24 protein-coding genes and 1 pseudogene are annotated in these 23,750 nt (G+C 54.6%); 8 read left to right on the forward strand and 17 right to left on the reverse strand.

What is annotated here, in order from left to right:
• Positions 1–37 precede the first annotated feature (37 nt).
• The 5 genes from frr to AAAC48_RS27540 all read right to left on the reverse strand — a co-directional run bounded on the left by frr (position 38) and on the right by AAAC48_RS27540 (position 4,251).
• Positions 38–598, reverse strand: coding sequence for a ribosome recycling factor (gene frr, locus AAAC48_RS27520; RefSeq protein WP_340657244.1), 561 nt, complete (start codon positions 596–598; stop codon positions 38–40).
• A gap of 45 nt (positions 599–643) precedes the next feature.
• A complete protein-coding gene (pyrH, locus tag AAAC48_RS27525) occupies positions 644–1,366 on the reverse strand; it encodes a UMP kinase (protein WP_340657245.1) in 723 nt (240 codons plus the stop codon).
• A gap of 87 nt (positions 1,367–1,453) precedes the next feature.
• A complete protein-coding gene (tsf, locus tag AAAC48_RS27530) occupies positions 1,454–2,377 on the reverse strand; it encodes a translation elongation factor Ts (protein ID WP_340657246.1) in 924 nt (307 codons plus the stop codon).
• Positions 2,378–2,494: 117 nt separating this feature from the next.
• Positions 2,495–3,289, reverse strand: a complete 795-nt coding sequence (gene rpsB / locus AAAC48_RS27535; RefSeq protein WP_340657247.1) for a 30S ribosomal protein S2 — start codon at positions 3,287–3,289, stop codon at positions 2,495–2,497.
• Between the two features lie 197 nt (positions 3,290–3,486).
• The gene (locus AAAC48_RS27540) at positions 3,487–4,251 is read right to left on the reverse strand and encodes a cell envelope integrity EipB family protein (RefSeq protein WP_340657265.1); all 765 of its coding nucleotides are present in this window, start codon (positions 4,249–4,251) and stop codon (positions 3,487–3,489) included.
• Positions 4,252–4,428: 177 nt separating this feature from the next.
• On the opposite strand from AAAC48_RS27540, the gene AAAC48_RS27545 reads away from it, so the two are divergent.
• From AAAC48_RS27545 to AAAC48_RS27560, 4 genes are all read left to right on the forward strand, one after another.
• A complete protein-coding gene (locus AAAC48_RS27545) occupies positions 4,429–4,893 on the forward strand; it encodes a RidA family protein (RefSeq protein WP_340657248.1) in 465 nt (154 codons plus the stop codon).
• Between the two features lie 2 nt (positions 4,894–4,895).
• Entirely contained in the window at positions 4,896–5,615 is a 720-nt protein-coding gene (locus AAAC48_RS27550; protein WP_340657249.1) for a glycerophosphodiester phosphodiesterase, read from the forward strand.
• A 115-nt stretch (positions 5,616–5,730) separates the two neighbouring features.
• Positions 5,731–6,915, forward strand: coding sequence for a GNAT family N-acetyltransferase (locus AAAC48_RS27555; protein ID WP_340657250.1), 1,185 nt, complete (start codon positions 5,731–5,733; stop codon positions 6,913–6,915).
• Between the two features lie 84 nt (positions 6,916–6,999).
• Complete coding sequence (locus tag AAAC48_RS27560; protein ID WP_340657251.1) at positions 7,000–7,434, forward strand: HIT family protein; 435 nt, start codon at positions 7,000–7,002, stop codon at positions 7,432–7,434.
• Here AAAC48_RS27560 and AAAC48_RS27565 read toward each other — a convergent pair.
• The 6 genes from AAAC48_RS27565 to AAAC48_RS27590 form a co-directional block, all read right to left on the reverse strand.
• On the reverse strand, positions 7,431–8,369 hold the full coding sequence (locus tag AAAC48_RS27565) for a phosphatase PAP2 family protein (protein ID WP_340657252.1): 939 nt from the start codon (positions 8,367–8,369) through the stop codon (positions 7,431–7,433). The two genes, AAAC48_RS27560 and AAAC48_RS27565, sit on opposite strands and share 4 nt — an antisense overlap.
• A gap of 81 nt (positions 8,370–8,450) precedes the next feature.
• Positions 8,451–8,801 (reverse strand): AzlD domain-containing protein, encoded by a 351-nt coding sequence (locus tag AAAC48_RS27570; protein WP_340657253.1) that lies wholly within the window; start codon positions 8,799–8,801, stop codon positions 8,451–8,453.
• A complete protein-coding gene (locus AAAC48_RS27575) occupies positions 8,798–9,559 on the reverse strand; it encodes an AzlC family ABC transporter permease (RefSeq protein ID WP_340657254.1) in 762 nt (253 codons plus the stop codon). The genes AAAC48_RS27570 and AAAC48_RS27575 overlap by 4 nt, the downstream gene beginning before the upstream one ends.
• A gap of 68 nt (positions 9,560–9,627) precedes the next feature.
• Positions 9,628–12,096, reverse strand: coding sequence for an ATP-dependent Clp protease ATP-binding subunit ClpA (gene clpA / locus AAAC48_RS27580; protein ID WP_340657255.1), 2,469 nt, complete (start codon positions 12,094–12,096; stop codon positions 9,628–9,630).
• A gap of 6 nt (positions 12,097–12,102) precedes the next feature.
• Positions 12,103–12,435 (reverse strand): ATP-dependent Clp protease adapter ClpS, encoded by a 333-nt coding sequence (gene clpS / locus AAAC48_RS27585; RefSeq protein WP_340657256.1) that lies wholly within the window; start codon positions 12,433–12,435, stop codon positions 12,103–12,105.
• A 222-nt stretch (positions 12,436–12,657) separates the two neighbouring features.
• On the reverse strand, positions 12,658–12,990 hold the full coding sequence (locus AAAC48_RS27590; RefSeq protein WP_340657257.1) for a phasin family protein: 333 nt from the start codon (positions 12,988–12,990) through the stop codon (positions 12,658–12,660).
• A 288-nt stretch (positions 12,991–13,278) separates the two neighbouring features.
• Here AAAC48_RS27590 and AAAC48_RS27595 point away from each other — a divergent pair, with 288 nt between their 5' ends.
• Positions 13,279–14,607, forward strand: coding sequence for a D-alanyl-D-alanine carboxypeptidase (locus AAAC48_RS27595; RefSeq protein ID WP_340657266.1), 1,329 nt, complete (start codon positions 13,279–13,281; stop codon positions 14,605–14,607).
• 49 nt (positions 14,608–14,656) lie between these two features.
• On the forward strand, positions 14,657–14,926 hold the full coding sequence (locus tag AAAC48_RS27600) for a hypothetical protein (protein ID WP_340657258.1): 270 nt from the start codon (positions 14,657–14,659) through the stop codon (positions 14,924–14,926).
• 4 nt (positions 14,927–14,930) lie between these two features.
• On the opposite strand, the gene AAAC48_RS27605 is transcribed toward AAAC48_RS27600, so the two are convergent.
• The 3 genes and pseudogenes from AAAC48_RS27605 to AAAC48_RS27615 form a co-directional block, all read right to left on the reverse strand.
• Complete coding sequence (locus AAAC48_RS27605; protein ID WP_340657267.1) at positions 14,931–15,368, reverse strand: DUF1489 family protein; 438 nt, start codon at positions 15,366–15,368, stop codon at positions 14,931–14,933.
• Positions 15,369–15,531: 163 nt separating this feature from the next.
• Positions 15,532–16,974, reverse strand: a pseudogene (locus AAAC48_RS27610) (nucleobase:cation symporter-2 family protein); the annotation flags it as partial.
• 181 nt (positions 16,975–17,155) lie between these two features.
• On the reverse strand, positions 17,156–18,556 hold the full coding sequence (locus AAAC48_RS27615; RefSeq protein WP_340657259.1) for an L-serine ammonia-lyase: 1,401 nt from the start codon (positions 18,554–18,556) through the stop codon (positions 17,156–17,158).
• Positions 18,557–18,807: 251 nt separating this feature from the next.
• Here AAAC48_RS27615 and AAAC48_RS27620 point away from each other — a divergent pair, with 251 nt between their 5' ends.
• Positions 18,808–19,527, forward strand: coding sequence for a DUF599 family protein (locus AAAC48_RS27620; RefSeq protein WP_340657260.1), 720 nt, complete (start codon positions 18,808–18,810; stop codon positions 19,525–19,527).
• Here AAAC48_RS27620 and AAAC48_RS27625 read toward each other — a convergent pair.
• Positions 19,522–20,739, reverse strand: coding sequence for an MFS transporter (locus AAAC48_RS27625; RefSeq protein WP_340657261.1), 1,218 nt, complete (start codon positions 20,737–20,739; stop codon positions 19,522–19,524). The genes AAAC48_RS27620 and AAAC48_RS27625 overlap by 6 nt on opposite strands.
• A 196-nt stretch (positions 20,740–20,935) precedes the next feature.
• Between AAAC48_RS27625 and AAAC48_RS27630 the strand changes: the two genes are divergently transcribed.
• The gene (locus AAAC48_RS27630) at positions 20,936–21,904 is read left to right on the forward strand and encodes a DUF1624 domain-containing protein (RefSeq protein ID WP_340657262.1); all 969 of its coding nucleotides are present in this window, start codon (positions 20,936–20,938) and stop codon (positions 21,902–21,904) included.
• An 8-nt stretch (positions 21,905–21,912) separates the two neighbouring features.
• Here the strand turns inward: AAAC48_RS27630 and AAAC48_RS27635 are convergent, their stop codons facing one another.
• The gene (locus AAAC48_RS27635; protein ID WP_340657263.1) at positions 21,913–22,299 is read right to left on the reverse strand and encodes a MerR family DNA-binding transcriptional regulator; all 387 of its coding nucleotides are present in this window, start codon (positions 22,297–22,299) and stop codon (positions 21,913–21,915) included.
• A gap of 125 nt (positions 22,300–22,424) precedes the next feature.
• Positions 22,425–23,750: magnesium transporter (mgtE, locus tag AAAC48_RS27640; protein ID WP_340657264.1), on the reverse strand; the 1,326-nt coding region annotated here is incomplete at its 5' end.

Consider the following 23,750-nt stretch of genomic DNA (forward strand, 5'->3'; position numbering starts at 1 on the left):
TCAACCTCCAGTAGAAATACAGGGCTATTGACCGGCCCTAAACTTGCATGATTTCTGCTTCTTTCGCGGCAACGACCTTGTCCATTTCAGTAATGGTGTCGTCAGTCAGCTTCTGCACCTTCTCGGACAACGCCCGGTTATCGTCCTGACTGATATCGCCGTCCTTTTCGAGCTTCTTCAACTCATCCATGCCATCGCGGCGCACATGACGTGCGGCAACCTTAGCATGCTCGACGTATTGGTGGGCGATCTTGACCAATTCCTTGCGACGCTGCTCGTTCAGCTCCGGCAAAGGAATACGCAAATTGGTACCGTCGGTAATTGGGTTAAGACCAAGTCCGGAGTCGCGGATCGCGCGTTCAACCTTGCCGACCATGGACTTGTCCCAGACAGACACGGTCAGCATGCGCGATTCTGGTACAGTGATATTTGCAACCTGGTTGAGCGGCATCTGGGCACCGTAGGCTTCAACCGTGATCGGCTCCAGCAAACTCGCCGAAGCGCGACCAGTGCGCAGCCCATTAAGATCATGTCTCAAGGCCTGCACGGCACCATCCATGCGGCGCTTCAGGTCGTTTAAATCGAGTGCATCACTCATACTTAATGCTCCTATATTCTAGACAGGTTCACCGGGAAGGACCGATCAACTGTCCGAAACGACCGTTGCGCGCCCTCTACCCTGCAAAACTTCCGCAAACCCACCTTTCTCGTGGATCGAGTAGACGATTATTGGGATATTGTTCTCACGTGCAAGAGCAACAGCCGTTGTATCCATTACGGCTAGTCCGCGATCAAGTACATCTTTATGGCTCAGGTGATCAAACCGCACTGCATTGGGGTCTTTTTTTGGATCAGCGGAGTAAATTCCGTCAACCTGGGTTCCCTTGAACAGCGCATCGGCGCCGATTTCCGCCGCGCGCAGCGCAGCTGCCGAGTCGGTGGTAAAGAACGGATTGCCGGTACCGCCGGCAAAGATCACTACCTTGCCCATGTCCATGTAAGCTGTTGCCTGCCGCTGTGAGAACGTTTCACACAACTCAGGCATGGCGACGGCAGAAAGTACGACGGTATCGATGCCAATTTTTACGAGGGAGGTGCGCAACGCCAGCGAGTTGATAACTGTCGCAAGCATGCCCATGTGATCGCCAGTTACCCGATCGCCACCTTTGGACGCAACGGCAACGCCGCGGAAAATATTGCCGCCGCCAATGACAACGCCCACCTGGACGCCAAGAGCGCGCGCTTCAGCAATGTCGCTGGCAATGCGATCGGCCACCGCCACATCGATTCCGAACCCCTGATCGCCCATGAGCGCTTCGCCGGAGGCCTTGAGCAGAACGCGTTTGTAGACAGCCGTACCAGTCATGGAACCTTCCTCAGAGTCGTTGCAATTCCGGATACACGAAGGGCATCGCGTTGTCACGCGATGCCCTTTGATTTCATTCGTGTAAGATTACTTCTTCACAGCTGCAGCAACTTCTGCTGCAAAGTCGCTTTCTTCCTTTTCAATACCCTCGCCCAGGGCGAAACGGACAAAAGCCGTGATCTTAGCCGGGGCGCCAATCGTCTTTTCGGCTTCCTTGAGAGCCGCTTCGACGGTCAGGTCCGGATTGATGACAAAAGCCTGCGAGAGAAGGACAACTTCCTCATAGAACTTGCGCATACGGCCATCCACCATCTTCTCGATGATGTTTTCCGGCTTGCCGGACTGGCGCGCCTGATCCGCGAAGATCGCCTTTTCACGCTCGACGGCCGCCGGATCAACGTCGGCCGAAGTCAGTGCAAGCGGATTTGTCGCAGCAACATGCATTGCCACCTGGCGACCGAATGCCTGTGCAGCGTCCACATTGCCGGTGGTTTCGATTGCAACCAGAACGCCGAGCTTGCCGAGACCATCGGAAACGCCGTTGTGGATGTACGTTGCAACAACGCCCTGGTTCACAGTCAGCGCAGCCGAACGGCGGAATGAGAGATTCTCACCGATTGTACCAACAGCATCCTTGATCGTGTCGACAACCGACTTGCCGGTTGAAGGATAAGGAGCAGCGGCAACCGCAGCCGTAGAACCGTCCGTGGTTAATGCTACATTGGCAACATTGCGCACGATGTCCTGGAAGGCATCGTTGCGGGCCACGAAGTCGGTTTCTGAATTGACTTCAACCACGACAGACTTCGTGCCGTTTGAAGCAACGCCGACCAGACCCTCGGCAGCCGTTCGGCCAGCCTTCTTGTCGGCCTTGGAGATACCCTTCTTGCGCAGCCAATCAACAGCGGCTTCCATGTCGCCATTGGTTTCGGCAAGGGCTGCCTTGCAGTCCATCATGCCAGCGCCGGTAAGGTCGCGGAGTTCTTTTACCTGTGATGCAGAAATGCTCATTGTGTCGCCTCTTCTCAAAGCGAAGGCATACTGGGGAAACCAGCATGCCAACTTTGCGGCGCATCATGCGCCAATCATTGTGTTTTTAATCACCCGATAAGACGGGTGTATGAAGCCTCAAGCGGAGGCTTCACCTTCCTGTGCAGGAGCTTCAACCGGAGCTTCGAGAGCTGGCTCGGTAGGAGCCTCTTCCTGAGCACCGATGTCGATACCCAGCGAACCCTGCTGACGGGCGATACCGTCGAGAGCTGCCTTGGCAACCAGATCGCAATAGAGCGAAATAGCGCGGGAAGCATCGTCATTGCCTGGGATCGGGAAATCGATCTGGTCGGGATCGCAGTTGGAGTCGATAACGGCAACAACCGGAATACCAAGGCGCTTGGCTTCCTGAATGGCAATTGCTTCCTTGTTGGTATCGATGATGAAGATGAGATCCGGAATCGAACCCATGTTCTTGATACCGCCAAGAGCGCGGTTGAGCTTCTCGCGTTCACGGTCGAGGTTCAAGCGCTCCTTCTTGGTGAAGCCCTGGGCTTCGCCGGAAAGAAGCTCGTCGAGCTTGCGCAAGCGCTGAATGGAATTCGAAATTGTTTTCCAGTTCGTCATCATGCCGCCGAGCCAGCGAGCATTGACGTAGTACTGGGCCGAACGGGTTGCAGCATCGGCAATGATGTCCGAGGCCTGACGCTTGGTGCCGACGAACAGAACACGGCCGCCGCGGGCAACGGTATCCGAGACCTTCTTCAGTGCAGTGTGCAGCAGCGGCACTGTCTGGGCGAGATCGAGAATGTGAATATTGTTGCGGTCACCATAAATGTATGGTGCCATTTTCGGGTTCCAGCGATGTGTCTGGTGGCCGAAGTGAACGCCAGCTTCAAGGAGCTGACGCATGCTGAAATCAGGCAATGCCATCTCTTATTTTCCTTTTCCGGTTTAACCTCCACAGGAAAGAGGCGGGAGACCCGCCACCGGAGGCCATATCGGATTTCTCCCGATATCAACCCAAATCCCGTGTGTGGAATGCAGCGGCTGTTAATGGATATTCGGCACAAACGCAAGGGGACAGACGTCAAAAGCCGGTTTTAAGCCGATATCGGCCAGCATAGCGCCTATTTCTTACATTTCGGCGTATCAAACAGCTGCAAATTGACCAATTTCCCGGTCATCGAGAAATCGCCGTAATCCATTTTAAGATCGCGTGTGACACCGTTGCGATACATCTTGAAATTGATCCTGTAGCTCGGGAGTCCCTCGGCTTTCTCGCTCTCGTCGAAATAGGCGATCGAGACCGGCCAAGTATTTTCCTTGGCGAGTGGCCCCATATTCTTGATCTCCTCATCAGAATCGGAAACGGCAGATTTACCGATGACGACTGTTGTTGCCATCACCTTGTTGGCGTCCTCCGACCCATCGAAAAGCTTCGTCTGGTAGAAGACCTCTCCTGCAAGAGCCTTCTCGATGAGTTGCTGCATGTGGCGCGTCGGGAACTGCGACAGCTCAAGATCTTCCTTGGTCGCTTCCGGTTTCGTGAGTGAAATTTCCGTCTTGTCCTTCAGCAGGGCAGCGTCGCCACGCACTTCTTTGGTCAAGCTCTGGTCGACGAATGTCTTATTGACGAACCGGAACTTGCCTCCATCTCCGGATTCGAACGTTGTCGTCTGCTGATCGGTTACCCGTTGAGGCTGCTCTTCCATATCAACGCGGGTGACAAAGCGAAAATTCGTGGTGTAGCCTTCGCAATCTGATCCATTGAATTCATAGACCATCCGGCCAGTAAGCCCAGTAATTCCGCTGCTATCCTGTGCGCTGTCCAGCTTCAGATCGTAGATGGCGCGGTGCGGAACGAGCGTCGCGGTTCCAGCGGCGTATGCCATGGTTGAGGTGGTCAGACCCAAGGCGCCGAGGCTGAAAACGAGGGCAGATAAAACGCGCATAGACAGGATTCTCCAATATTCGAATGCGCATATTAAAAAAACTCTTGGCGGAAGCGAGGCAAAAAATGCAACTTCCTACATAATTGACGCGATTCCGGCATGGAAGGAAATGCAACCATGAACAGCACGATCGAAACCCGCCTTCAGGATCTGGGCATAACACTTCCTGTCGCGGCGGCCCCAGCGGCGAACTATGTGCCGTTCGCCCAGAGCGGCTCCCTGCTCCTAACTTCCGGACAATTGCCACTAGCGGGCGGCAAGTTGATCCATACCGGTCTCTTGGGCACAGAACTCAATGTTGCGCAGGGCCAGGAAGCGGCAAAAGCCTGCGCCATCAATATTCTGGCACAAGCAAAGGCAGCACTTGGCGATCTCGAAAAAATCGCCAGGATCGTCAAAATCACAGTCTTTGTCGCATCGACGCCAGATTTCACCGAGCAACATCTTGTCGCCAACGGTGCCTCCGATCTTTTGGTTGCCGTCCTTTTAGATGCAGGCCGTCATGCACGCTCGGCCGTCGGTACGGCTGCCCTACCTTTGAACGCGCCAGTAGAAGTCGAAGCGATCATCGAGGTTCGTTGATCATGACGTCAATTGGCTGGTTGACGAAAGTGCCGATTGCGCATCGTGGCTTGCATGATCTGAACAGGATGCGTTGGGAAAACACGCTCTCAGCCTTCGATGCGGCGGCAAGTGCGGGCTTTGCCATCGAATGCGACGTGCATCTGTCGGCCGACGGTAAAGCCGTTGTATTCCACGACGGCACCCTCGACCGCGTGACAGGTCAGCAGGGTAACATTGACGAGTTGACGGCGAAACAGGCTGGCAAACTGCGCGTTGGCGGAACGGACGACCATGTTCCGACGCTCGAAGAATCCCTTAAACTCATCGCTGGACGCGTGCCGATCGTGATCGAATTAAAGGGTATACCCGGCCGTGACGACGGACTGGTGAAGGCTGTTGCTGATGACCTTGCTGGATATGGCGGTCAGGCCGCGATCATGTCTTTTGACCATCACCTCATCCGATTGTTTGACAAAGATGCGCCGGGGATACCGGCCGGCCTGACCGCCGAGGGCCTTCGCGTTCAAGAACTTGAGGCACATTTCTCGATGCTGGCGCACGGGATCGACTTTGTTTCTTACAATGTCCATCACCTCGAAAACCGCTTCGTTGAATTTGTCCGTGAAAGGCTTGGCCTGCCGGTCATCTCATGGACAGTACGGAGCTTCGACGACAAAGCGGTGAGCGATGCCCATGTCGATCAGATCACTTTTGAAGGATTTGATCCTAGAACTGCATGAAAGTAGCATCAGCGAAACTGCCTCTTGTTTCAGCGTACGGAATGCCTAGCTTTATTGCAGTGCAGCCAGGCCGGTCTCCATCCTGCCGCAAGAAGTCGGGAAGCCCATATCAAAAATGCTGAATTTTGATCGAGGCGATTTCACCTTGCGCGTTTGCGAGGGTATCGGGGCGTTCACTGTCGACGAATGGTCGGGCCTTTGCGGAACCGCGCGCGGCGCGTCAGACTATAACCCCTTCCTGTCGCACGCTTTCCTGTCATCGCTTGAGGACTCTGGTTGCGTTGCTCAGAAAGCCGGGTGGCTGCCGCAGTTCCTCCGGCTCGAAGATGACAGCGGTACTCTGATTGGTGCCGTCCCCTGTTATTTGAAAAGTCACAGCCAGGGTGAATATGTCTTTGACCATGGTTGGGCGGATGCTTTCGAGCGGGCCGGCGGACGCTACTACCCAAAATTGCAAGCCAGCGTGCCTTTTACTCCGGTGACCGGCCCTCGCCTGTTGGTCAGTCGCGACTGGGACGGCAATGCAGTTCGTTCCACCCTCACCAACGGCCTGCGACAGTTGGCCAATCAAATCGGCGTTTCATCCGCTCATTCAACCTTCGTGAACGATGATGATTTGCGGGCGTTCGCCGAGGCAGGGTTCCTGCACAGGATTGATCAGCAGTTTCATTTCTTCAATGAGGGATATGGCTGCTATGATGATTTTCTTGAAACGCTCGCGTCGCGAAAGCGCAAGGCATTGCGACGAGAGCGGCGGGAGGCGGTCGCGGATGACATCACCATTGATCGCCTGACCGGACACCAGATCACGCAACGGGTCTGGGATGACTTTTTCACATTTTATATGGACACGGGCAGCCGTAAATGGGGCCGGCCATATCTCAACCGCAAATTTTATGCCCTGATCGGCGAGCGTATGCCTAATGACATCATGCTGGTGATGGCGCGGCGCGGCGGCCACTACGTTGCAGGCGCGATCAATTTTATCGGGTCTGACCGCCTATTCGGCAGACATTGGGGCTGCATCGAGGATCACCGTTTCCTGCATTTTGAGGTTTGCTACCATCAGGCAATCGATTTCGCCATCGAAAGAAAGCTACGTGTGGTCGAGGCCGGTGCCCAGGGCGAACACAAGCTGGCGCGCGGTTATCTGCCAGTGACGACCAACTCCGTCCATTATATCGCCCATGAGGGTCTGCGGCGTGCAATTAACGATTTTTTGAGACATGAACGCAGCGACGTGGCGCTAATGAGCGGCGTTCTGAATGAACATACGCCGTTCAAGAAATCAGACCATTAGTGCCATCATTCGAGCTGGCATGCTTGACTGCATTATCAGTCGTGGCAAACATCGGGCTCAATTTCCGGAATCGACAGGTGCCACATGGGCCAGCTCTATGATGACAACAATATATTCGCAAAGATTTTGCGGGGGGAAATTCCATCCCACAAGCTCTATGAGGACGCGGACACCTATGCTTTCATGGATGTCATGCCGCAGGGCAAGGGTCATTGCCTCGCTATAACCAAATCCCCGTACCGGAACATCCTCGACGCAACACCCGATAGCCTAGCGGCAATGATTGCCACGACACAGAAGCTCGCGCGCGCCGTCAAGGCAGCCTTCGATGCTGATGGTGTAACTGTCATGCAGTTCAACGAGCCCGCTTCCGGGCAGACAGTTTTTCATCTGCACTTCCATGTTGTTCCGCGCTTTGAAGGCGTCGCGCTCAAGCCACACACAGGCCAGATGGAAGATAATGCCGTGCTAGCTGCCAATGCTGAAAAAATCAGAGTGGCGTTATCGCAGATTCGTTAGGCCGGAACAGCGGGCGTTTCAAATGCCCGCTTCGTGAGCGGCGCAGTTGGTGACTTGTAAAACAGGCCTGCAACATACCAGCTGCCGAAGGCAACCACCACGCCGGCAATGACGTCTGTCAGATGGTGCCCACCTTCGATCGGCGTGGCAAACAGGATCAGCATGTTCAACATGGAGACCGCCCAGAACCAGTAGGGTATGTCCAAAAAAGCCAAGATCAATAATCCGGAAAGGGTCCCATGATAGGATGGGAAGGCAATCACCCCCCTCATCGAGTCGAGCGAAATGAATCGAGCAAAACCGGATCTCAGGTCATAGAAAGTTTGTTTATAAGCGAGATCCACGACAGGTCTTTGTATTCCCCAAAGAGCTTCCGACGGCCGTAGCGTGGCCAGAGCACCAGCCGATGGTAGAATTGCTGAGACAAAAATGCAGACAAGTGCCCCCAGCATGACAGCCGCAACAAATTGTTGCGTGCGCTCTATCCTACCGACGAGCCCGAGAACGATGATAGCAAGTGCCACTTGCGCGAGTATTGTCAAATAAGCCACTGAATACACGAGACCCAATAGCGGCCGCTCGCTGACATATGCAACATAAGCAAGCCAATCGAAACCAATCTTGGCATCAAGTCCGATAAGTTCTGCGTCGATCAAAGGACGGTCGAGCGACGTAACAAGGTAGCTGAGCACGCTAGCAGCGGCTGTAAAGGAAAGAAGGATCGTCGTTTCTGTGCACACGACCTCGAAGGTCCGCATCGGTCGCTTGGTACGGTATATAAACGCGACAACGCTGCAAAACATGGTCACTGCGATGACCTTGAGAGCGCTCTGAACGTCGAAACGAAAGTCGGTCAACGCGATCCAGACTGCGTCGATCGCCAATAGTCCAATGACGATCAATACTTTGGAAAATGTCTGGCTATCGGATCCCATTTCGAGGGCGCTCCCCATTTAGCTTGATGAACTCTACATTGGGGGAATTTGAATCGCGTTAAGCGATTGGCTTAATTAAGACTAAAAATGAAAACTGAGTCCGCCGACCAGGATCACTTCGGCAACGATGACGCTTACAATAACGCGCCGTCCGAGAAACAGATAGGCCAGGAATCCGGCTGCAGCGGCACCGATACGCAGGAAGATGGATGACTCGGCCAGAGATCCGCTTGGATAAAGGATCAGTTGCGCGATGACACCTGCAACAAGCGCGGTCGCGACAGCACGTACAATAACAAGCGCCTCGGAGTCCTCGCGAACGCGCCCACCGATCAAGACCCCAATAAATCGCCAGATGTCTGTCGGCAGCCAGCCCGCCAGCAGGATGAAGAGATACGGCCACCACCAATCAGTCAGGCTCTGCCAGGTCATGACATCTCGTCTCTTGCCCTTACCCAGCGCACATAAACCATCGTAAACGCGCCCCCTGCAAGGCCGGTCAGCAACAGATCATAGGTAGGCGCGAACTGGTGGATAATCGGAAAGAGCAGCAATCCAGAAACCATTGCAACGTGGATCGAACGATCACGCGCAGAGCCCCAAAGCGAGGTGAGGAAATACATTGGTGTCAAGAAGAACAGCGCCGCAAAGACGATAGGAGGAAAATCCGTCGATAAAAAATAGACAATTGCGACGACGAGTGTGTTTGTCAGAGTCAGTGTCACGCCTAAACCGGCAAAATAGCTGGTCCGCATATTGCGTGGAACATGCTTGAGGCGTTCCATACCCATAACCCAAGCCGTTACAGCAATGAAATGTGAAAGGAGAAACAGGGCTATTCGGCGTGTCTTCGGTCCGCGCATTTCCGGAACGAAGGCTGCCACCATCGGCATCAGGCGTATTGAAGACAAAGCGACAGCAATAGCGGCACCGACCAAGGAATAGCCACCCGAAATCGCGCCAATCAAAACAATGTTGGCTGGCAGAGCCCAGATGGCGGCGACCATAAAGGTGGCCTGAGCGAGCGACACTCCATTCTCGCTGGCCAACCCGGCAAATCCCACATGGGCGGTCATCAAGATCAGCGCCGGGACGCTGATAATCAACGACGCACCCGACAAGAACCACGATAAGCGCGTCTTGAGGTCTTCAATATCTGCTTGTTCGGAGGGCAAACCGGAATCAGCCATGTATTCAGCGATAAACAGAAGAATAGGCGCCAGCAAGAAAAAGGCCGCTTCCAGGCGGCCTTTTTTGGCTATTTCTTGCGTGGCACTTTGGGCACGGAGGCTTTGCGCGACGGCTGAATCACCGATTGGCTGGTCGTGAAACCGACTCCGGCCCTCTCAAGCGCTGGCTTCTTCGGAACGGGCTTCTTCCGTGTCACCGGCTTCTTGTCGACTGGCATTTCCTTCTTCGGCTTCACCACCACCTCATCGGCGACATAGTCAAGCACAAGTCCTTGCGAACCGTCGGGCTTTGCGGCGACCGAAACACGGACCGTGCCACCCTTCTTCAACTTGCCAAACAACACTTCATCGGCCAACGGCTTCTTGATGTACTCCTGGATGACACGCGCCAGCGGACGGGCACCCATCCTGTCGTCATAACCCTTGTCGGCCAACCACGCGATCGCATCTTGCTGCAGGTCGAACGTGACACCGCGATCAGCAAGCTGCGCCTCCAGCTGAATGACAAACTTTTGCACTACCTGGTGGATAACCGGGACCGGCAGTGCACCGAACGGAATGATCGCGTCGAGACGATTGCGGAACTCCGGTGTGAACAACCGGTTGATCGCCTCCATATCATCACCTTCGCGCCGGGATGACCCGAAGCCGATGGCAGCTCTAGCCATATCGGAAGCGCCCGCATTGGTGGTCATGATCAAGATGACATTGCGGAAATCGATCTGTTTGCCGTTATGATCGGTCAGCTTGCCATGGTCCATAACTTGCAGAAGGATGTTGAATAGATCCGGATGCGCTTTCTCGATTTCATCGAGGAGCAGGACGCAATGCGGATGCTGATCAACGCCATCAGTCAAGAGGCCACCCTGATCGAAGCCGACATAACCGGGAGGTGCACCAAGCAGCCGTGAGACCGTATGACGCTCCATGTATTCCGACATGTCGAAACGCAAAAGCTCGACGCCAAGTGACAGGGCCAATTGCTTAGCAACTTCCGTCTTGCCTACGCCGGTTGGTCCGGAGAAAAGGTAAGAACCGATGGGCTTTTCCGGCTCGCGCAGACCAGCACGAGCCAACTTGATCGATGACGACAACGCCTCAATGGCCAAATCCTGGCCGTAGACCACGCGCTTGAGTTCCGCCTCAAGGTTGGCAAGAACAGCTTCGTCGTCTTTCGAAACGGTTTTGGGCGGAATGCGAGCCATCGTGGCGATTGTCGCCTCGATTTCCTTTACACCAATCGACTTCTTGCGTTTGCCTTCCGGCAGCAGCATCTGGCTCGCACCAGTCTCATCGATTACATCAATTGCCTTGTCCGGCAATTTGCGATCGTTGATGTAACGGGCAGAGAGTTCCACGGCGGACTTAATCGCTTCCACCGTGTATTTGACCTTGTGGAAATCTTCAAAATAGGGGCGCAGCCCTTTCATAATCTCGATTGCATCCGGGATTGACGGTTCGTTGACGTCGATCTTCTGAAAGCGACGAACCAGAGCCCTGTCCTTCTCAAAGAACTGCCGGAACTCCTTGTAAGTGGTTGAACCAATGCAGCGAATCGATCCTGACGATAGTGCTGGCTTCAACAGATTTGATGCATCCATCGCACCGCCAGACGTGGCCCCGGCACCGATTATCGTGTGTATCTCGTCGATGAACAGGATCGCGCCCGGAAATTCTTCCAGTTCCTTGATGACCTGTTTCAAGCGTTCCTCGAAATCACCACGGTAGCGGGTTCCTGCGAGCAATGTTCCCATATCCAGCGAAAATACCGTCGCATCGCGAAGAACGTTCGGAACCTTGCCTTCGACTATGCGCTTGGCGAGGCCTTCCGCGATGGCAGTTTTGCCTACACCCGGATCGCCGACATAAAGCGGATTGTTCTTCGAGCGGCGGCAAAGAATCTGAATCGTGCGGTTAATCTCTTGATCGCGGCCGATCAGCGGATCGATCTTGCCGGCCTTGGCCCGATCGTTGAGATTGTTGCAGTAGGCTGTCAGCGCGTCCTGTTTCTTCTTGGCGCCTTCCTCAGCCTCCGACGAGTGGCTCTCTTCACTACTGCTTTCGGTACCCAGCGGCGTCCGCGGTTCAGATGCGCCTGGGCGCTTCGAGATCCCATGCGAAATATAGTTGACCGCGTCGTAGCGGGTCATTTGCTGTTCTTGGAGGAAGAACGCAGCATGGCTTTCCCGCTCTGCAAAAATAGCCACAAGGACGTTGGCGCCGGTCACTTCCTCGCGGTTGGAAGACTGAACATGAATGACTGCGCGTTGAATAACACGCTGGAACGCCGCGGTCGGCTTTGAATCTTCATCATAGCCAGTGACAAGATTGTCCAGCTCATGATCGACATAGTCAGTCACGGTGCGCGTTAATTGAGCAAGGTCAACGTTGCAGGCACGCATGACGCTGCTCGCATCCTGATCATCGATCAACGCAAGGAGCAAGTGCTCCAAGGTCGCATATTCGTGATGATGCTCGTTCGCAATTGTCAGCGCTTGATGGAGGGCCCGCTCCAGACTAGGTGAGAAAGATGGCATGAAACCTCACTTTTTCTCCATCACGCATTGCAGCGGATGTTGGTTTTGTCGCGCATAGTCCATGACTTGTGTCATCTTGGACTCCGCAACCTCATAGGTAAAGACACCACATTCTCCGACCCCATGATTATGTACATGGAGCATGATGCGTGTAGCATCTTCTCTGTTCTTCTGGAAAAACCGCTCCAGAACATGAATGACGAATTCCATTGGAGTGTAGTCGTCATTGAGAAGCAACACGCGATAAAGGCTAGGCTTTTTCAGTTTCGGCTTGGTTCTGGTGATGACGGCTGTTCCCCTGCCGGGACCATTGCCACCGCCCTTGTCCTCGTCCTGCATAGTGGGTAGAAACCGCTTCATCTCATTCGATACCCGCATCCTGATAGCACCGTGTTGCCCCATGCATTCTATGTAGGTCGCAACGCGCTAATTTTAAGCCCTCTCTCGAAGCTTGCAATATCAAGTTGCGGTTGCAAAGTCCGAATTAGCCTCCGCCAATAAAAAAAGACCCGGTTGCGCGGGGAACCGGGTCTCTTCATTCGAATGGAGCAAAAGCTGGGTTTATTTCGCGACCTTCGCTACGGCAGTTTCGTAGGGTTTGTATGCCTCTTTGGCGAGATCAGCATAGAGTTCGCCGAACTTCGTCGCCTGGGCAACAAACGCCTCATAGGCCTTCTTCGAAAAAACGCTCTGAGTTTCGAACGCTTGCTCCGGCGACTTTATCGAAGCGAGTTTTTCAATCAGTACGGAGCTTTCCTCGAAAGACTTCTTCGAGTAATCCGCGGCTTCATTGGCGATGGTCTGCAAACCCTGCGTAAGGGCCGATACGCTCTTCATCGCGCTGGCGATGAATTCCTTGCTGGAATCATTCAGAGTTTCGAAGGGAGTGGCCATGATGGATCCTTCCACGCGTTGATTATTGGGAGCGGCATTGATGTAGTGTGCACTGCACAAAAAGTCAAATTTATGTTGCAATGCAATATCTTCTTAAAAATTAAGCCAAAAGCCCCAGAAAACGTAGGCGTCACAGTTACCATAAACAGTTTGGTAACGCTGATCAGGCTAAAGTTCACCGATGCGTTCTGATGCCTCAGATCGTTCGATTGAAATCCCTACACGCATATCGAGCAGGTGTTGATTGTGCTTTATCCGGCCCGCCAAAACTACAAACTTATCAAAAAGATGGCTCATGCATTTCTTGCTCTGGCGATGGTCTCAGGGATAAGCCTTGCCGGTATCAATGAAGCGTCGGCTGACACAAAAGCCGCGGCTATTGTGGTTGATGGCAATACCGGAAAGACGCTCTATTCGTTAAACGCGGATGCTCAGCGGTTTCCCGCATCGCTAACCAAAATGATGACGCTCTATATGCTGTTCGAGGCAATGGCGTCCGGTAAGGTTTCAAAATCGACGCCCATTCCGGTTTCGGCTTATGCCGCTGGCCAGCCGCCGACGAAGGTAGGATTCCGCCCAGGGCAGACCATCAGCGCCGAGGCGGCAATCCTTTCTCTCATCACCAAATCAGCGAACGACTCAGCTACCGCGATTGGTGAATACCTCGGCGGATCAGAACAGCGTTTTGCTGTCATGATGACCAACAAGGCGAGGCAACTTGGCATGCGCAACACCCAATTCCGCAATGCCAATGGCCTGCCAAATCCGCAGCAGCGGTCGTCGGCGCGAGACCTTGCCCTGCTTGGCGTCGCACTTCGGGAACATTTTCCGCAGTATTATGACTATTTCTCTACACGCAGCTTTAGTTACCGCGGCCGTCGCATCGTTGGCCATAACCGTCTTCTGGGCAAGGTGCGCGGCGTCGACGGTATCAAGACAGGCTACACCCAGGCATCTGGCTTCAATCTTGTGAGCTCGGTCAATGTGGACGGCAAAAAGCTGGTCGCAGTCGTCATGGGTGGGACTAGCGGTGGAGCACGCGACGCGCAAATGGCCAAGCTGATTGAACAATATCTTCCCGCTGCATCGCGCCGTGATGGCGGCAACCTGATCGCATCGCGCAAGAACAGCAAGGTCGACGTCGCTGCGCTCGAACTGCCGGATAATGACGAGGCGCCTGTACCGCTTCAGCGTGAAGAGGCCGCAGCACAAACGGCAGATGTCGTAACTGCCTACGCAGCTCCCACCCCTACTCCATCGCCGGCAGCTCAGGTTCTGGCAGTTCCGACACCATCGCCGAAGGTCGAGGTTGCTGAAGGCGACACAGCCGAAGTTGATCCCGTAACGACCGCATCGGCACCAGCAACAGGGTGGATGGTGCAGATTGCTTCCGTTGGGAGCGCCGAGGAAGCAAAGGCAATGCTGTCCAAGGCAGCAGCGCAGGTCGGTGGCCCAATTGCCTCGCTTTCGCCCTACACGGAAAAATTCGAGAAGGGCTCAACAACCTATCACCGCGCGCGCTTCGCCGGCATCCCATCAGCCAAGGCCGCGAACAATGCGTGTGCTGCCTTGAAACGCCAAAATTTCAACTGCTTTGCGATTGCACCGCAATCGTAAGGCACGCGAACCGAAAGACCCAGATTGTACAGTGTAGAGGGTTTTGCGAATGTCCAGTGTCACTGAAATACATGGTTCGGCCAGCCCGAGGATCAGGGAAGCCAATCCGCTCTTTGCCGGCATCCACGTGTTGCAGCAGGCGGCTCTACGCCTTGCTGATCTTCGACATGGCAATCCGGCATTCAAGACGATGGATCTGGTGAACATCCTGCTCTGTCAGGCGGCAAGAACCCGTCGCGCCGCGATGCCACCGGCACGGTTGCGAATTCGGTCAGATAGCCGCAATGGCATCACGCCGGTTAGATTGCGAATTTGCTGAGATTTTAGAGCAGACCCAACGAAGCCAGTTCGTTGCGCAATTCCGGCGGCAATTTGGCCCGGCCAGTTTTGCCCTGCCCTTCATCAACCGGCGCATCGTCGCTGGTTAGATAGCGCCAGCCTTGGAACGCCCGGCGTGGCTGCCATTCCGTCGCAATGATGCGCGGTTCAAGCACGAGATGACAGCGTGAGATCCCCTCATCGTCAGTAAATGTCCTGATGTCGGTGAGTCGCTGCCGGCACTGGATGTTGCCTTTGATCACCCAGTACAGCGATCCACCGTCAAGCAGTTCCTCAATACGTTTGGGTACCATGCGCGTTGTATGAAACTGTTCCGGCGACAGCCCGGCCCTTCTGCGCTCATCAAGGCGAAAATCAATCCATGCCGCCAGATCTTCGATCGCGGTACAGCCTACGCATAATTTTACGAGATTGAGGGTCATAGAGAAGCATTTACGCTTTCGGGTGATGACGTCAACCATAACGCTTAGCTTCTCCACACCATCAGGCGCCGCACCAGGCGGCGCCAGAGACAACTTTCTAACTCGTCTGGCCCGCTGTGGCCGCGACGGTTGACGTTCCCAAATCGTGCTTGGAAATGATTGCATGAAATTCCGGCGAAACAACCGGCACTTCAACGCCGTTCGCATCATAGAGCTTGCCATTGAGGAAATAATCCCCGTCATGCAACAAGGCGATATCCTGATAGCGCAGCGTACGTTCCGTCCCCGCCACAAAGACCGACTGTTGATCCGAGTTGCCAGCCGTCAGGTGGTTGAATACGAGGTTTAATGTAATTGCCATGATAGCCGCCGAACTGATCCCTGAATGGAAGATGGTGGCAAACCACGTTGGGAAGTGATCATAAAAATTGGGCGACGCGATTGGTATCATGCCGAAACCGATGGAAGTCGCAACGATGATCAGATTCATGTTGTTGCGGTAGTCCACTTTGGACAGCGTCCGAATACCGCTCGCGGCGACCGTGCCGAACAGGACGATACCCGCACCACCCAAAACAGCGCTTGGAACCGCGGCAACGATCCGCCCCATCACCGGTAGCAGACCGAGTGTCACCAAGAATAATCCACCGGTCGCCACAACATAGCGGCTTTTTATGCCAGTTACGGCGACCAGGCCAACGTTTTGGGCGAATGCGCTTTGAGTGAAGGAACCGAAGATCGGAGCGATCAGGCTTGAGAGCATATCCGCCCGCAGACCATCGCCGAGCCGACGCGAGTCGACCTTCGTCTCGATTATTTCGCCAACCGCCAGAATGTCCGCAGACGTTTCAACCAGGGTCACCATGATGACGATGAACATCGAAATAATCGCTGCGATCTGAAATGTTGGATAGCCAAAGTGAAACAGCGTCGGGAATGCCAGAAATGGCCCTTCACTCACCTTGGAGAAATCGGTCATTCCAAGAAATAGTGCGATGGTCGTGCCAATGATCATCGCCAACAGGATCGAAAGTCGCGAAATCGTCGCACTCCCCATCTTGCTCAGTAACAGCACGATGACCAAGGTCAAAGCTGCCAGTTCGATATTGGCCATGCTGCCAAAATCCGGTGCTTTGCTATTTCCACCCATCGCCCAACGCGCAGCGACAGGCATGAGGGTCAAACCGATCGTCGTGATTACAATACCGGTGACCAATGGCGGAAAAAATCGGGTAATCCTTGAAAAAACCGGCGTGATCAACAGCCCGATCAGCGAGGCCGCCATAACGGCTCCAAGCACTGCCTCCATCCCTCCGTTACCGGATATGGCCACCATCGTCGCCACTCCGGAAAAAGAAACTCCCTGGACAAGTGGCAGCTGGCAGCCGAAGAAGGGCAGACCCATAGTTTGCAGAATCGTGGCCAAACCGCCTGCAAATAAAGATGCAGTGATCAGCAGGCCGATTTGGCTGGATGACAGTCCCGCGGCCTGACCGAGGATGAGCGGAACCGCTATGATCCCGCCATACATCGTCAAGACGTGTTGCAGGCCATAAGCGAGGTTTGCGCCGATGCCCAGGTTTTCGTCTTCTGGTCGCTGCCGCATAGAATGCGCAAGTGAATTTGATGCCAAGGTAGTGTCCTCCCAATACCTTTATGCAGCCCAACCAGATTTTGCTGATCAGGCGGGAGGAAACTATGGCAGCTTTTTTGGGTTTGACTGTATTTGATTTATTGAAACTGTTTACGCCTACGCTAAGGGATTGCCCGCAACGTCGCGGTATTTCTCAGCACTCAACCACATTGACAGCGAGGCCACCAAGGCTGGTTTCCTTGTAGCGCTCGTTCATATCCACACCCGTCTGGCGCATCGTTTCAATGCACGCGTCCAGCGGTACGAAGTGCGTACCGTCGCCCTTGACGGCCAGCGACGCAGCCGTAACCGCCTTCACGGCACCGAGTGCGTTACGCTCGATACACGGGACCTGAACCAGTCCGGCAACCGGGTCGCATGTCATGCCAAGGTGATGCTCGAGCGCGATTTCGGCGGCATTCTCAATCTGTTCGGGTGTTCCACCGAGGACGGCAGCAAGTCCTGCGGCAGCCATAGCGGAAGCTGAGCCGACTTCGCCCTGACAACCAACTTCAGCGCCGGATATCGAGGCGTTGTGTTTGATAACGCCGCCAATTGCAGCCGACGTTAGCAGGAAGTCACGAATACCATCTGCGTCTGCATCGTCATGGAAATGCAGATAGTAGCGCAAAACCGCCGGCACAACGCCAGCGGCACCATTTGTCGGCGCCGTAACAACCCGTCCTCCGGCGGCATTTTCCTCATTCACAGCCATGGCATAGACCGACAACCAGTCGTTGGCGAGCAATGGGTTGACGCGATTCTGCCGCCATTCTTCCTGCAGGCGGTCGTGTAGATAGCGTGCGCGCCGCTTGACCTTGAGCCCGCCGGGCATGATCCCCTCCTGCTCCAGCCCGCGATCAATGCACGAGCGCATCGCCGACCAAATACGGTCGAGCCCGGCATTCAATTCGTCGCGGCTCATGAAGACTTCTTCGTTGTGCCGCTTCATCTCGGCAATGGATAATCCGCTTTCCTTGGCCATGCTCATCATCTGGGCGGCATTGATGAAGGGAAATGGGACTGGAACTTCTGCTTTGGGAGCCGTGCGCGTCTTTGCCGATTCCAGCTCTTCTTCTGTCACGACAAAACCACCGCCGATCGAATAGAAAATGCGCCGCAACAACAGGCGGTCATCGGCGTCATAGGCTTCAAACGCCATTCCATTGGCATGTCCCGGCAGTGGTGTGCGCCGATCCATAATGAGGTCGGTCGCCGGATCAAAGCGATAGGACGGATGGCCTTCTGGTGAAATACGTTTGTTCTGCTTCACTGTCTCAAGCAGTGTGTCCATCTGGTTTGGATCGACAGTCGCAGGCAACAAACCACAAAGGCCAAGGATAACGGCGCGGTCCGTGGCATGACCTATTCCGGTGAAAGCGAGGGAGCCGTGTAAATGCACCCGAAGCCTGTCAACCTTGACACCGGTCGGTCGTGGCCATTGGCCACTCTTGAGTTCCTCGAGAAACAGACCACCGGCAGTCATCGGTCCCATGGTGTGAGAACTTGAAGGACCAATGCCGATTTTATAAAGATCGAAAACCGACAGGAACATCAGGCACCTTTGTTTGGGCGAAATCGCTAGCTTCACATAATGGCTGGTTGCTCGCAATTGCTGCAGCCCGCCGCCGACTTTGCCTTGCGTTTCTACGACATAGATCTGCTGGAATAAAAGTCAAAAGAAAACGTGCATAAACGAGCTTTCCTTTCTAAACCGATTGATTGTCGATGACGGTTTAACGAGATTTGCGAACCGATCGAATTACCGTACATTCGCAGCAACAGTTGCGCTCACTGAGAAAAGAAATGGAAGCTGCTCCGAATATTTCCTATTGGCTCGACGCTGCGGCCCTTGCCTATTTCTTCATTGTCTGGGCGCTTTACTCCCACACAACGGCCAACGGTTTTGCCGGCAGGAAATCACTGACATACGAGATGAACCAGGCACGACGTCAGTGGATGGCGACCATGTCGACCCGCGAACTACGTATGATCGACACCAGCATCATGATTGGCCTGCAGCAGGGCACTGGCTTCTTTGCGTCGACATCAATTCTGGCGATCGGCGGATGCTTCGGCCTTCTGAATTCGTCTGGCCGCGTCCTGACGTTATTTCACGACCTGCCATTGTTGGGCGAGACGACGCAACAATTGTTTGAAACCAAGATTCTCGGACTTCTCGTGCTGTTTGCCTATGCCTTCTTCAAATTCGCTTGGTCGTACCGGCTCTTCAATTATTGCTCTATCCTCATTGGCGGCGTACCCATGGCCCGCGACAAGGGGCCCGAGGATCCTGTTGTTATCGCCAGTGTCAATCGTGCCGCGGGGATCAACATTCAGGCCGGCCAGCATTTCAACAGCGGGCTGCGTGGCATCTTCTTTTCCATCGGTTATCTCGGGTGGTTCCTGCACCCATTGGTGTTCATGGTCACGACGACCCTGGTGGCCATTGTCCTGTTACGCCGGCAGTTCTTTTCGACGGCGCGCGATGTCCTGATGCAGAACAGCGTGAGTGGCGATCTATAGACCGCGTGGCAGATAGCGCCAGACGAAGATCGCGGTGAACACCATTAGGCAAGCCAGCGCGATGAAGATCGCACCGAGGTCGAAAAATGTGAGGATGATCGAATAGAAGAACGCCGGTAAAATCTCGGAGAAATCGAGATAGGTTCGGTACACGGCCGTCATCTGTGCTCGCTCGTGCGGATGGACTGCACGAATGAATGTCGTCGAGCCAAGTGTGTCGATTGCCACACAGAAAAACGCCCCTACGAGGAGCATGACCGCGGCGAGCATTGGCAATGCTTCGCCCGCAAGGCCCGCGCCGATCAAGGCGGCTGCAAGTAGCACGAACACACCTGAAATTGTGCGTGACAAACCCTTTGCCATTCCCACTTTGCCCCAAAGGATGGAGCCCAGTAGGAACAGGTTACCGAGTGAGACCAGAAGCCCGCCCGCAAGGGTTCCCTGTCCGGTCGCCACCATCAGAATCGGACCATAGACGAAGAACGTACTCCAGTAGCAGGAGCGCGAAAACGCAATCAGCCATGCCAGCCGTAGCCGTGGCTGCACGACGAAGCGGCGCACATTGGCGATTGGATTGGCCGGGCGGCTCGGGCCCTTCTGTAGCGCTGGATTGTCACTGAGCCGGAAATACCAGAAAAGTGTGAGCAGCAGCAGCGAAAAGCCTATGGAGAGGAGGAATGGCGCGATCATTCCAACGCGGGTGTAGAGAAAAACGCCAAGGAATGGTCCGCCGGTCCAGGCAAACGTGGCGGTCGCCATCCGGACGGATTCTGCACGGACCAGTTCACCCTTCTTGATGTGGTCCATAATGTAAAGACTGAGTGTGATTGACAATGTTCCGGCGCCGAAGGTCCGTAAGAACAGCCCCGCCGCCTGCCCTGGCAACGTATCCAGCGCGAAGGCGCAACAACCCAACATCAAAGATGTCGCACCTGCCGTGTAAACCCACCGACGCGGGATGCGCACAATCAAAAGCGGAATCGACAGGGTCGAGATCAATCCGAGCAAGGACATGCCGGTGTATAGAATGCTGACGCTACGTTCACTTTGGAGAAGATCATAGGTCTGAATCGGAACGACGCTGGTGATGATTGCCCGCGCCATCGATTCAATGCCAAAGAGAATGGCGAACACTCGCGCCGTTGGACGCTTGGTCGTGGTAATCCAGATAGGATGGCGAACTTGATTGATCACTTGGCTGACTGTGGGCATGATTCGAGCGTCGACGAGAGTTTCGAGCGCCGCTTCAGCGATAGCAGTCAATCAAGCGACATAATATGTCTGTTTCATAGAAACCTTTGAATTGTGTAACAAAAACCTTCCAAGGCAATCACCTGCAAGGCCATGGATTTTGCTAATCATGTCGCCTAGCCTGCGGCAACTATTATCTAACGTGAGATTCTGCCCCATGGCCCAAGCCGAGACTTTGAAACCTCCTGCAAAGGCTCGCCTCGGCAAACTGGATGTGTTGCGCGGCCTAGCCCTCATCGCCATGGCGACCTATCACACGGGCTGGGATTTTGAGTTCTTCGGCTACCTCGAACCTGGCACGACGGGGCATGGAATATGGAAGATATATGCCCGCGTCATAGCCTCGACGTTTCTGGTCCTGGTTGGCTTCAGCCTTGTGCTTGCCCACCGCCAACAGATCCGCTGGCGGGCCTTTGGCATTCGGCTTGCCCAAATCGTAGCAGCAGCGCTGGCGATAACGCTCGTCACTTTGACCATCACGCCTGAGAGCTTCGTCTTTTTCGGCATTCTGCATCAGATCGCTGTGGCCAGTGTTCTGGGCCTGCTTTTCCTGAGGTTACCGGCGCTGATCATAGCCATGGCCGCAGTGGCTGTCGTTGCTGCCCCGCATTATCTGGTCTCGTCCACCTTCGATGCACCGATCTTCTGGGGATTGGGGCTGTCGGAAATACTCATTCGATCAAACGATTACGTGCCGGTCTTCCCCTGGTTTGGCGCTGTTCTGGCCGGCATGGCAATTGCCAAAGCCATGCAGCAATTCAACGCATTGAAGTTCCTTGCGGGCAGTATCGCACCCCTCTGGCTCGACCGGTCACTGCGCTACATTGGCCAGCACAGTCTTGCCTTCTACCTCATCCACCAACCGGTCCTTATCAGCTGCGTTTTCTTGATATCGCAGCTGTTTCCCCCTGCGGTTCCGACGCCGCACGAGGTATTTGGACAGGCCTGCGTCCAAAGCTGCCAGAATGGCAACGACAGGGCATTCTGCGAGAGGTTTTGCGATTGTGTGATTGGTCAGACTGAAAAGCAGGGTATTTTTGGCGACGTCTTTGCTGGCAGGCGCGATCAGAGCGATCCCCAGATGGAGGAAATCGCCGGCGTCTGTACGCAGCAAAGCCTGCAGTAGCAACGCGCTTACGTGTTGACGCCGAGCTCTGCCAGCCGTTCGATGCAGGCCTCCTCAACCTGATCGAGTTCAGTCAGGGTTTCCTCGATGTCGCGACGCTTCTGGCGCAAATCCGCGCGCTTCTCCTCCACCCGTTTCATCAAAAGGTGAAGCTGGCCCGTCTCACCGGGCGGCTCGTTGTACATCTGGACGATCTCGTGAATCTCCGCGATGGAAAAGCCAAGACGCTTGCCGCGCAGGATTTGCTTAAGCAGATGACGATCCGACGGCCTGAACAGTCGCGTGCGACCACGCCTCACCGGATGGATCAGGCCCTCATCCTCGTAGAACCGTAATGTCCGCGTCGATACGCCGAACTCTCGCGTCAGTTCGGTAATGGAATAATATTCGCGCATGCCAGACACTGCTCTCCATTCTCCCGATCATATCGATTGAATGTATTGCCCACGCAATTACGTAAAAGTCAATTGCACGATTGTATATGGTTGAGGACTTTAGTGCACAACAGTCACGGAGGGTGCTATTTGAAGCCAAACCACCATGTGGCCAAGCCAAGAAACGATGAAAAACCAACGACATCGGTTACGGTCGTTACAAACACCGCGGAAGCAATGGCGGGATCCGCTCCGAAACGATGTAGCAACAGGGGGATTAAAATTCCACCCAGAGCAGCTGCAAGCATGTTGATAATCATCGCCGCTGCGATGATTCCCCCTAGATTACCGTTGCTAAACCAGAGACCAGCAACCATGCCGATCATGATCGCGAAGATAACCCCGTTGATCAGACCCACAGACGCTTCGCGGCGAATAATGCGACCTGCATTGTAGATATCCATGTCACGCGTGGCGAGCGCTCGCACCGTCACCGTCATGGTCTGCGTGCCAGCATTGCCGCCCATCGATGCTACAATCGGCATGAGAACGGCCAATGCCACCATTTGCTGGATGGTGGCATCAAACAATCCGATAACCGATGCTGACAGAATCGCCGTAAACAGATTAATCACCAGCCAGGGCGTACGCGAGCGCGACGTGGAGAGAACCGAGTCAGAGAGCTCTTCATCGCCAACACCGCCAAGGCGCATGATGTCCTCTTCGGCCTCTTCCTGGATGACATCGACGATGTTCTCAATGGTCAAAACACCAACAAGACGCTCATTCTCATCGACGACTGCAGCAGATAGCAGATCATATTGCTCGAAGATTTGGGCCGCTTCTTCCTGGTCCATTGTGGCCGGGATCGCATGGCGGGTTTCATGCATGATCTCCTCGACCTTGACATCGCGCCGCGTCCGCAAGATGCGATCAAGATCCAGAGCGCCTAAAAGGCGGAACATCGGATCGATCACGAAAATCTGCGAGAACGATTCCGGCAGATCATCATTGTCGCGCATATAATCAATGGTTTGCCCGACAGTCCAGAATGGTGGGACCGCCACGAACTCCGTCTGCATGCGGCGACCGGCGGTTTCTTCCGGATAGCCCAGGGAGCGGCGCAAGCGAACTCGTTCGGTGAACGGCAGCTGGGCCAGAATCTCATCGCGATCTTCCTGGTCGAGATCCTCGAGAATGTAGACGGCGTCATCGGAATCAAGCTCTTGGACAGCCTCGGCGATCTGTTCGTTGGGAAGAGCGTCGACGATCTCAAGCCGGACCGCCTCATCTACTTCGGTCAGCGAGGCGAAGTCGAATTCGTCACCCAAGAGCTCGACAAGTGCTGCTCGCTGATCAGAGTGCAACGCTTCGAGAACGTGGCCAAGTTCGGATTGGTGCAGCTTGCCGACATGCGACCGCAGAAACAGAACGTCCCGATCCGCGATAGCAGCGCCGACGCGGGCTAGGTA

It is taken from the genome of Phyllobacterium sp. (assembly GCF_037994405.1).
GTDB lineage: Bacteria > Pseudomonadota > Alphaproteobacteria > Rhizobiales > Rhizobiaceae > Phyllobacterium.

Excerpts from the sequence above, each read along its gene's own strand:
- AAAC48_RS27555 (WP_340657250.1), top strand. The coding sequence starts at position 5,731 with ATGCTGAATTTTGATCGAGGCGATTTCACCTTGCGCGTTTGCGAGGGT.
- AAAC48_RS27605 (WP_340657267.1), bottom strand. The coding sequence starts at position 15,368 with ATGACCCTCAATCTCGTAAAATTATGCGTAGGCTGTACCGCGATCGAA.
- AAAC48_RS27600 (WP_340657258.1), top strand. The coding sequence starts at position 14,657 with ATGTCCAGTGTCACTGAAATACATGGTTCGGCCAGCCCGAGGATCAGG.
- AAAC48_RS27625 (WP_340657261.1), bottom strand. The coding sequence starts at position 20,739 with ATGCCCACAGTCAGCCAAGTGATCAATCAAGTTCGCCATCCTATCTGG.
- AAAC48_RS27565 (WP_340657252.1), bottom strand. The coding sequence starts at position 8,369 with ATGGGATCCGATAGCCAGACATTTTCCAAAGTATTGATCGTCATTGGA.
- AAAC48_RS27540 (WP_340657265.1), bottom strand. The coding sequence starts at position 4,251 with ATGGCATACGCCGCTGGAACCGCGACGCTCGTTCCGCACCGCGCCATC.
- AAAC48_RS27560 (WP_340657251.1), top strand. The coding sequence starts at position 7,000 with ATGGGCCAGCTCTATGATGACAACAATATATTCGCAAAGATTTTGCGG.
- AAAC48_RS27590 (WP_340657257.1), bottom strand. The coding sequence starts at position 12,990 with ATGGCCACTCCCTTCGAAACTCTGAATGATTCCAGCAAGGAATTCATC.
- clpS (WP_340657256.1), bottom strand. The coding sequence starts at position 12,435 with ATGCAGGACGAGGACAAGGGCGGTGGCAATGGTCCCGGCAGGGGAACA.
- pyrH (WP_340657245.1), bottom strand. The coding sequence starts at position 1,366 with ATGACTGGTACGGCTGTCTACAAACGCGTTCTGCTCAAGGCCTCCGGC.
- AAAC48_RS27615 (WP_340657259.1), bottom strand. The coding sequence starts at position 18,556 with ATGTTCCTGTCGGTTTTCGATCTTTATAAAATCGGCATTGGTCCTTCA.
- tsf (WP_340657246.1), bottom strand. The coding sequence starts at position 2,377 with ATGAGCATTTCTGCATCACAGGTAAAAGAACTCCGCGACCTTACCGGC.
- frr (WP_340657244.1), bottom strand. The coding sequence starts at position 598 with ATGAGTGATGCACTCGATTTAAACGACCTGAAGCGCCGCATGGATGGT.
- AAAC48_RS27595 (WP_340657266.1), top strand. The coding sequence starts at position 13,279 with ATGGCTCATGCATTTCTTGCTCTGGCGATGGTCTCAGGGATAAGCCTT.
- AAAC48_RS27635 (WP_340657263.1), bottom strand. The coding sequence starts at position 22,299 with ATGCGCGAATATTATTCCATTACCGAACTGACGCGAGAGTTCGGCGTA.
- AAAC48_RS27630 (WP_340657262.1), top strand. The coding sequence starts at position 20,936 with ATGGCCCAAGCCGAGACTTTGAAACCTCCTGCAAAGGCTCGCCTCGGC.
- rpsB (WP_340657247.1), bottom strand. The coding sequence starts at position 3,289 with ATGGCATTGCCTGATTTCAGCATGCGTCAGCTCCTTGAAGCTGGCGTT.
- AAAC48_RS27620 (WP_340657260.1), top strand. The coding sequence starts at position 18,808 with ATGGAAGCTGCTCCGAATATTTCCTATTGGCTCGACGCTGCGGCCCTT.
- AAAC48_RS27570 (WP_340657253.1), bottom strand. The coding sequence starts at position 8,801 with ATGACCTGGCAGAGCCTGACTGATTGGTGGTGGCCGTATCTCTTCATC.
- clpA (WP_340657255.1), bottom strand. The coding sequence starts at position 12,096 with ATGCCATCTTTCTCACCTAGTCTGGAGCGGGCCCTCCATCAAGCGCTG.
- AAAC48_RS27575 (WP_340657254.1), bottom strand. The coding sequence starts at position 9,559 with ATGGCTGATTCCGGTTTGCCCTCCGAACAAGCAGATATTGAAGACCTC.
- AAAC48_RS27545 (WP_340657248.1), top strand. The coding sequence starts at position 4,429 with ATGAACAGCACGATCGAAACCCGCCTTCAGGATCTGGGCATAACACTT.
- AAAC48_RS27550 (WP_340657249.1), top strand. The coding sequence starts at position 4,896 with ATGACGTCAATTGGCTGGTTGACGAAAGTGCCGATTGCGCATCGTGGC.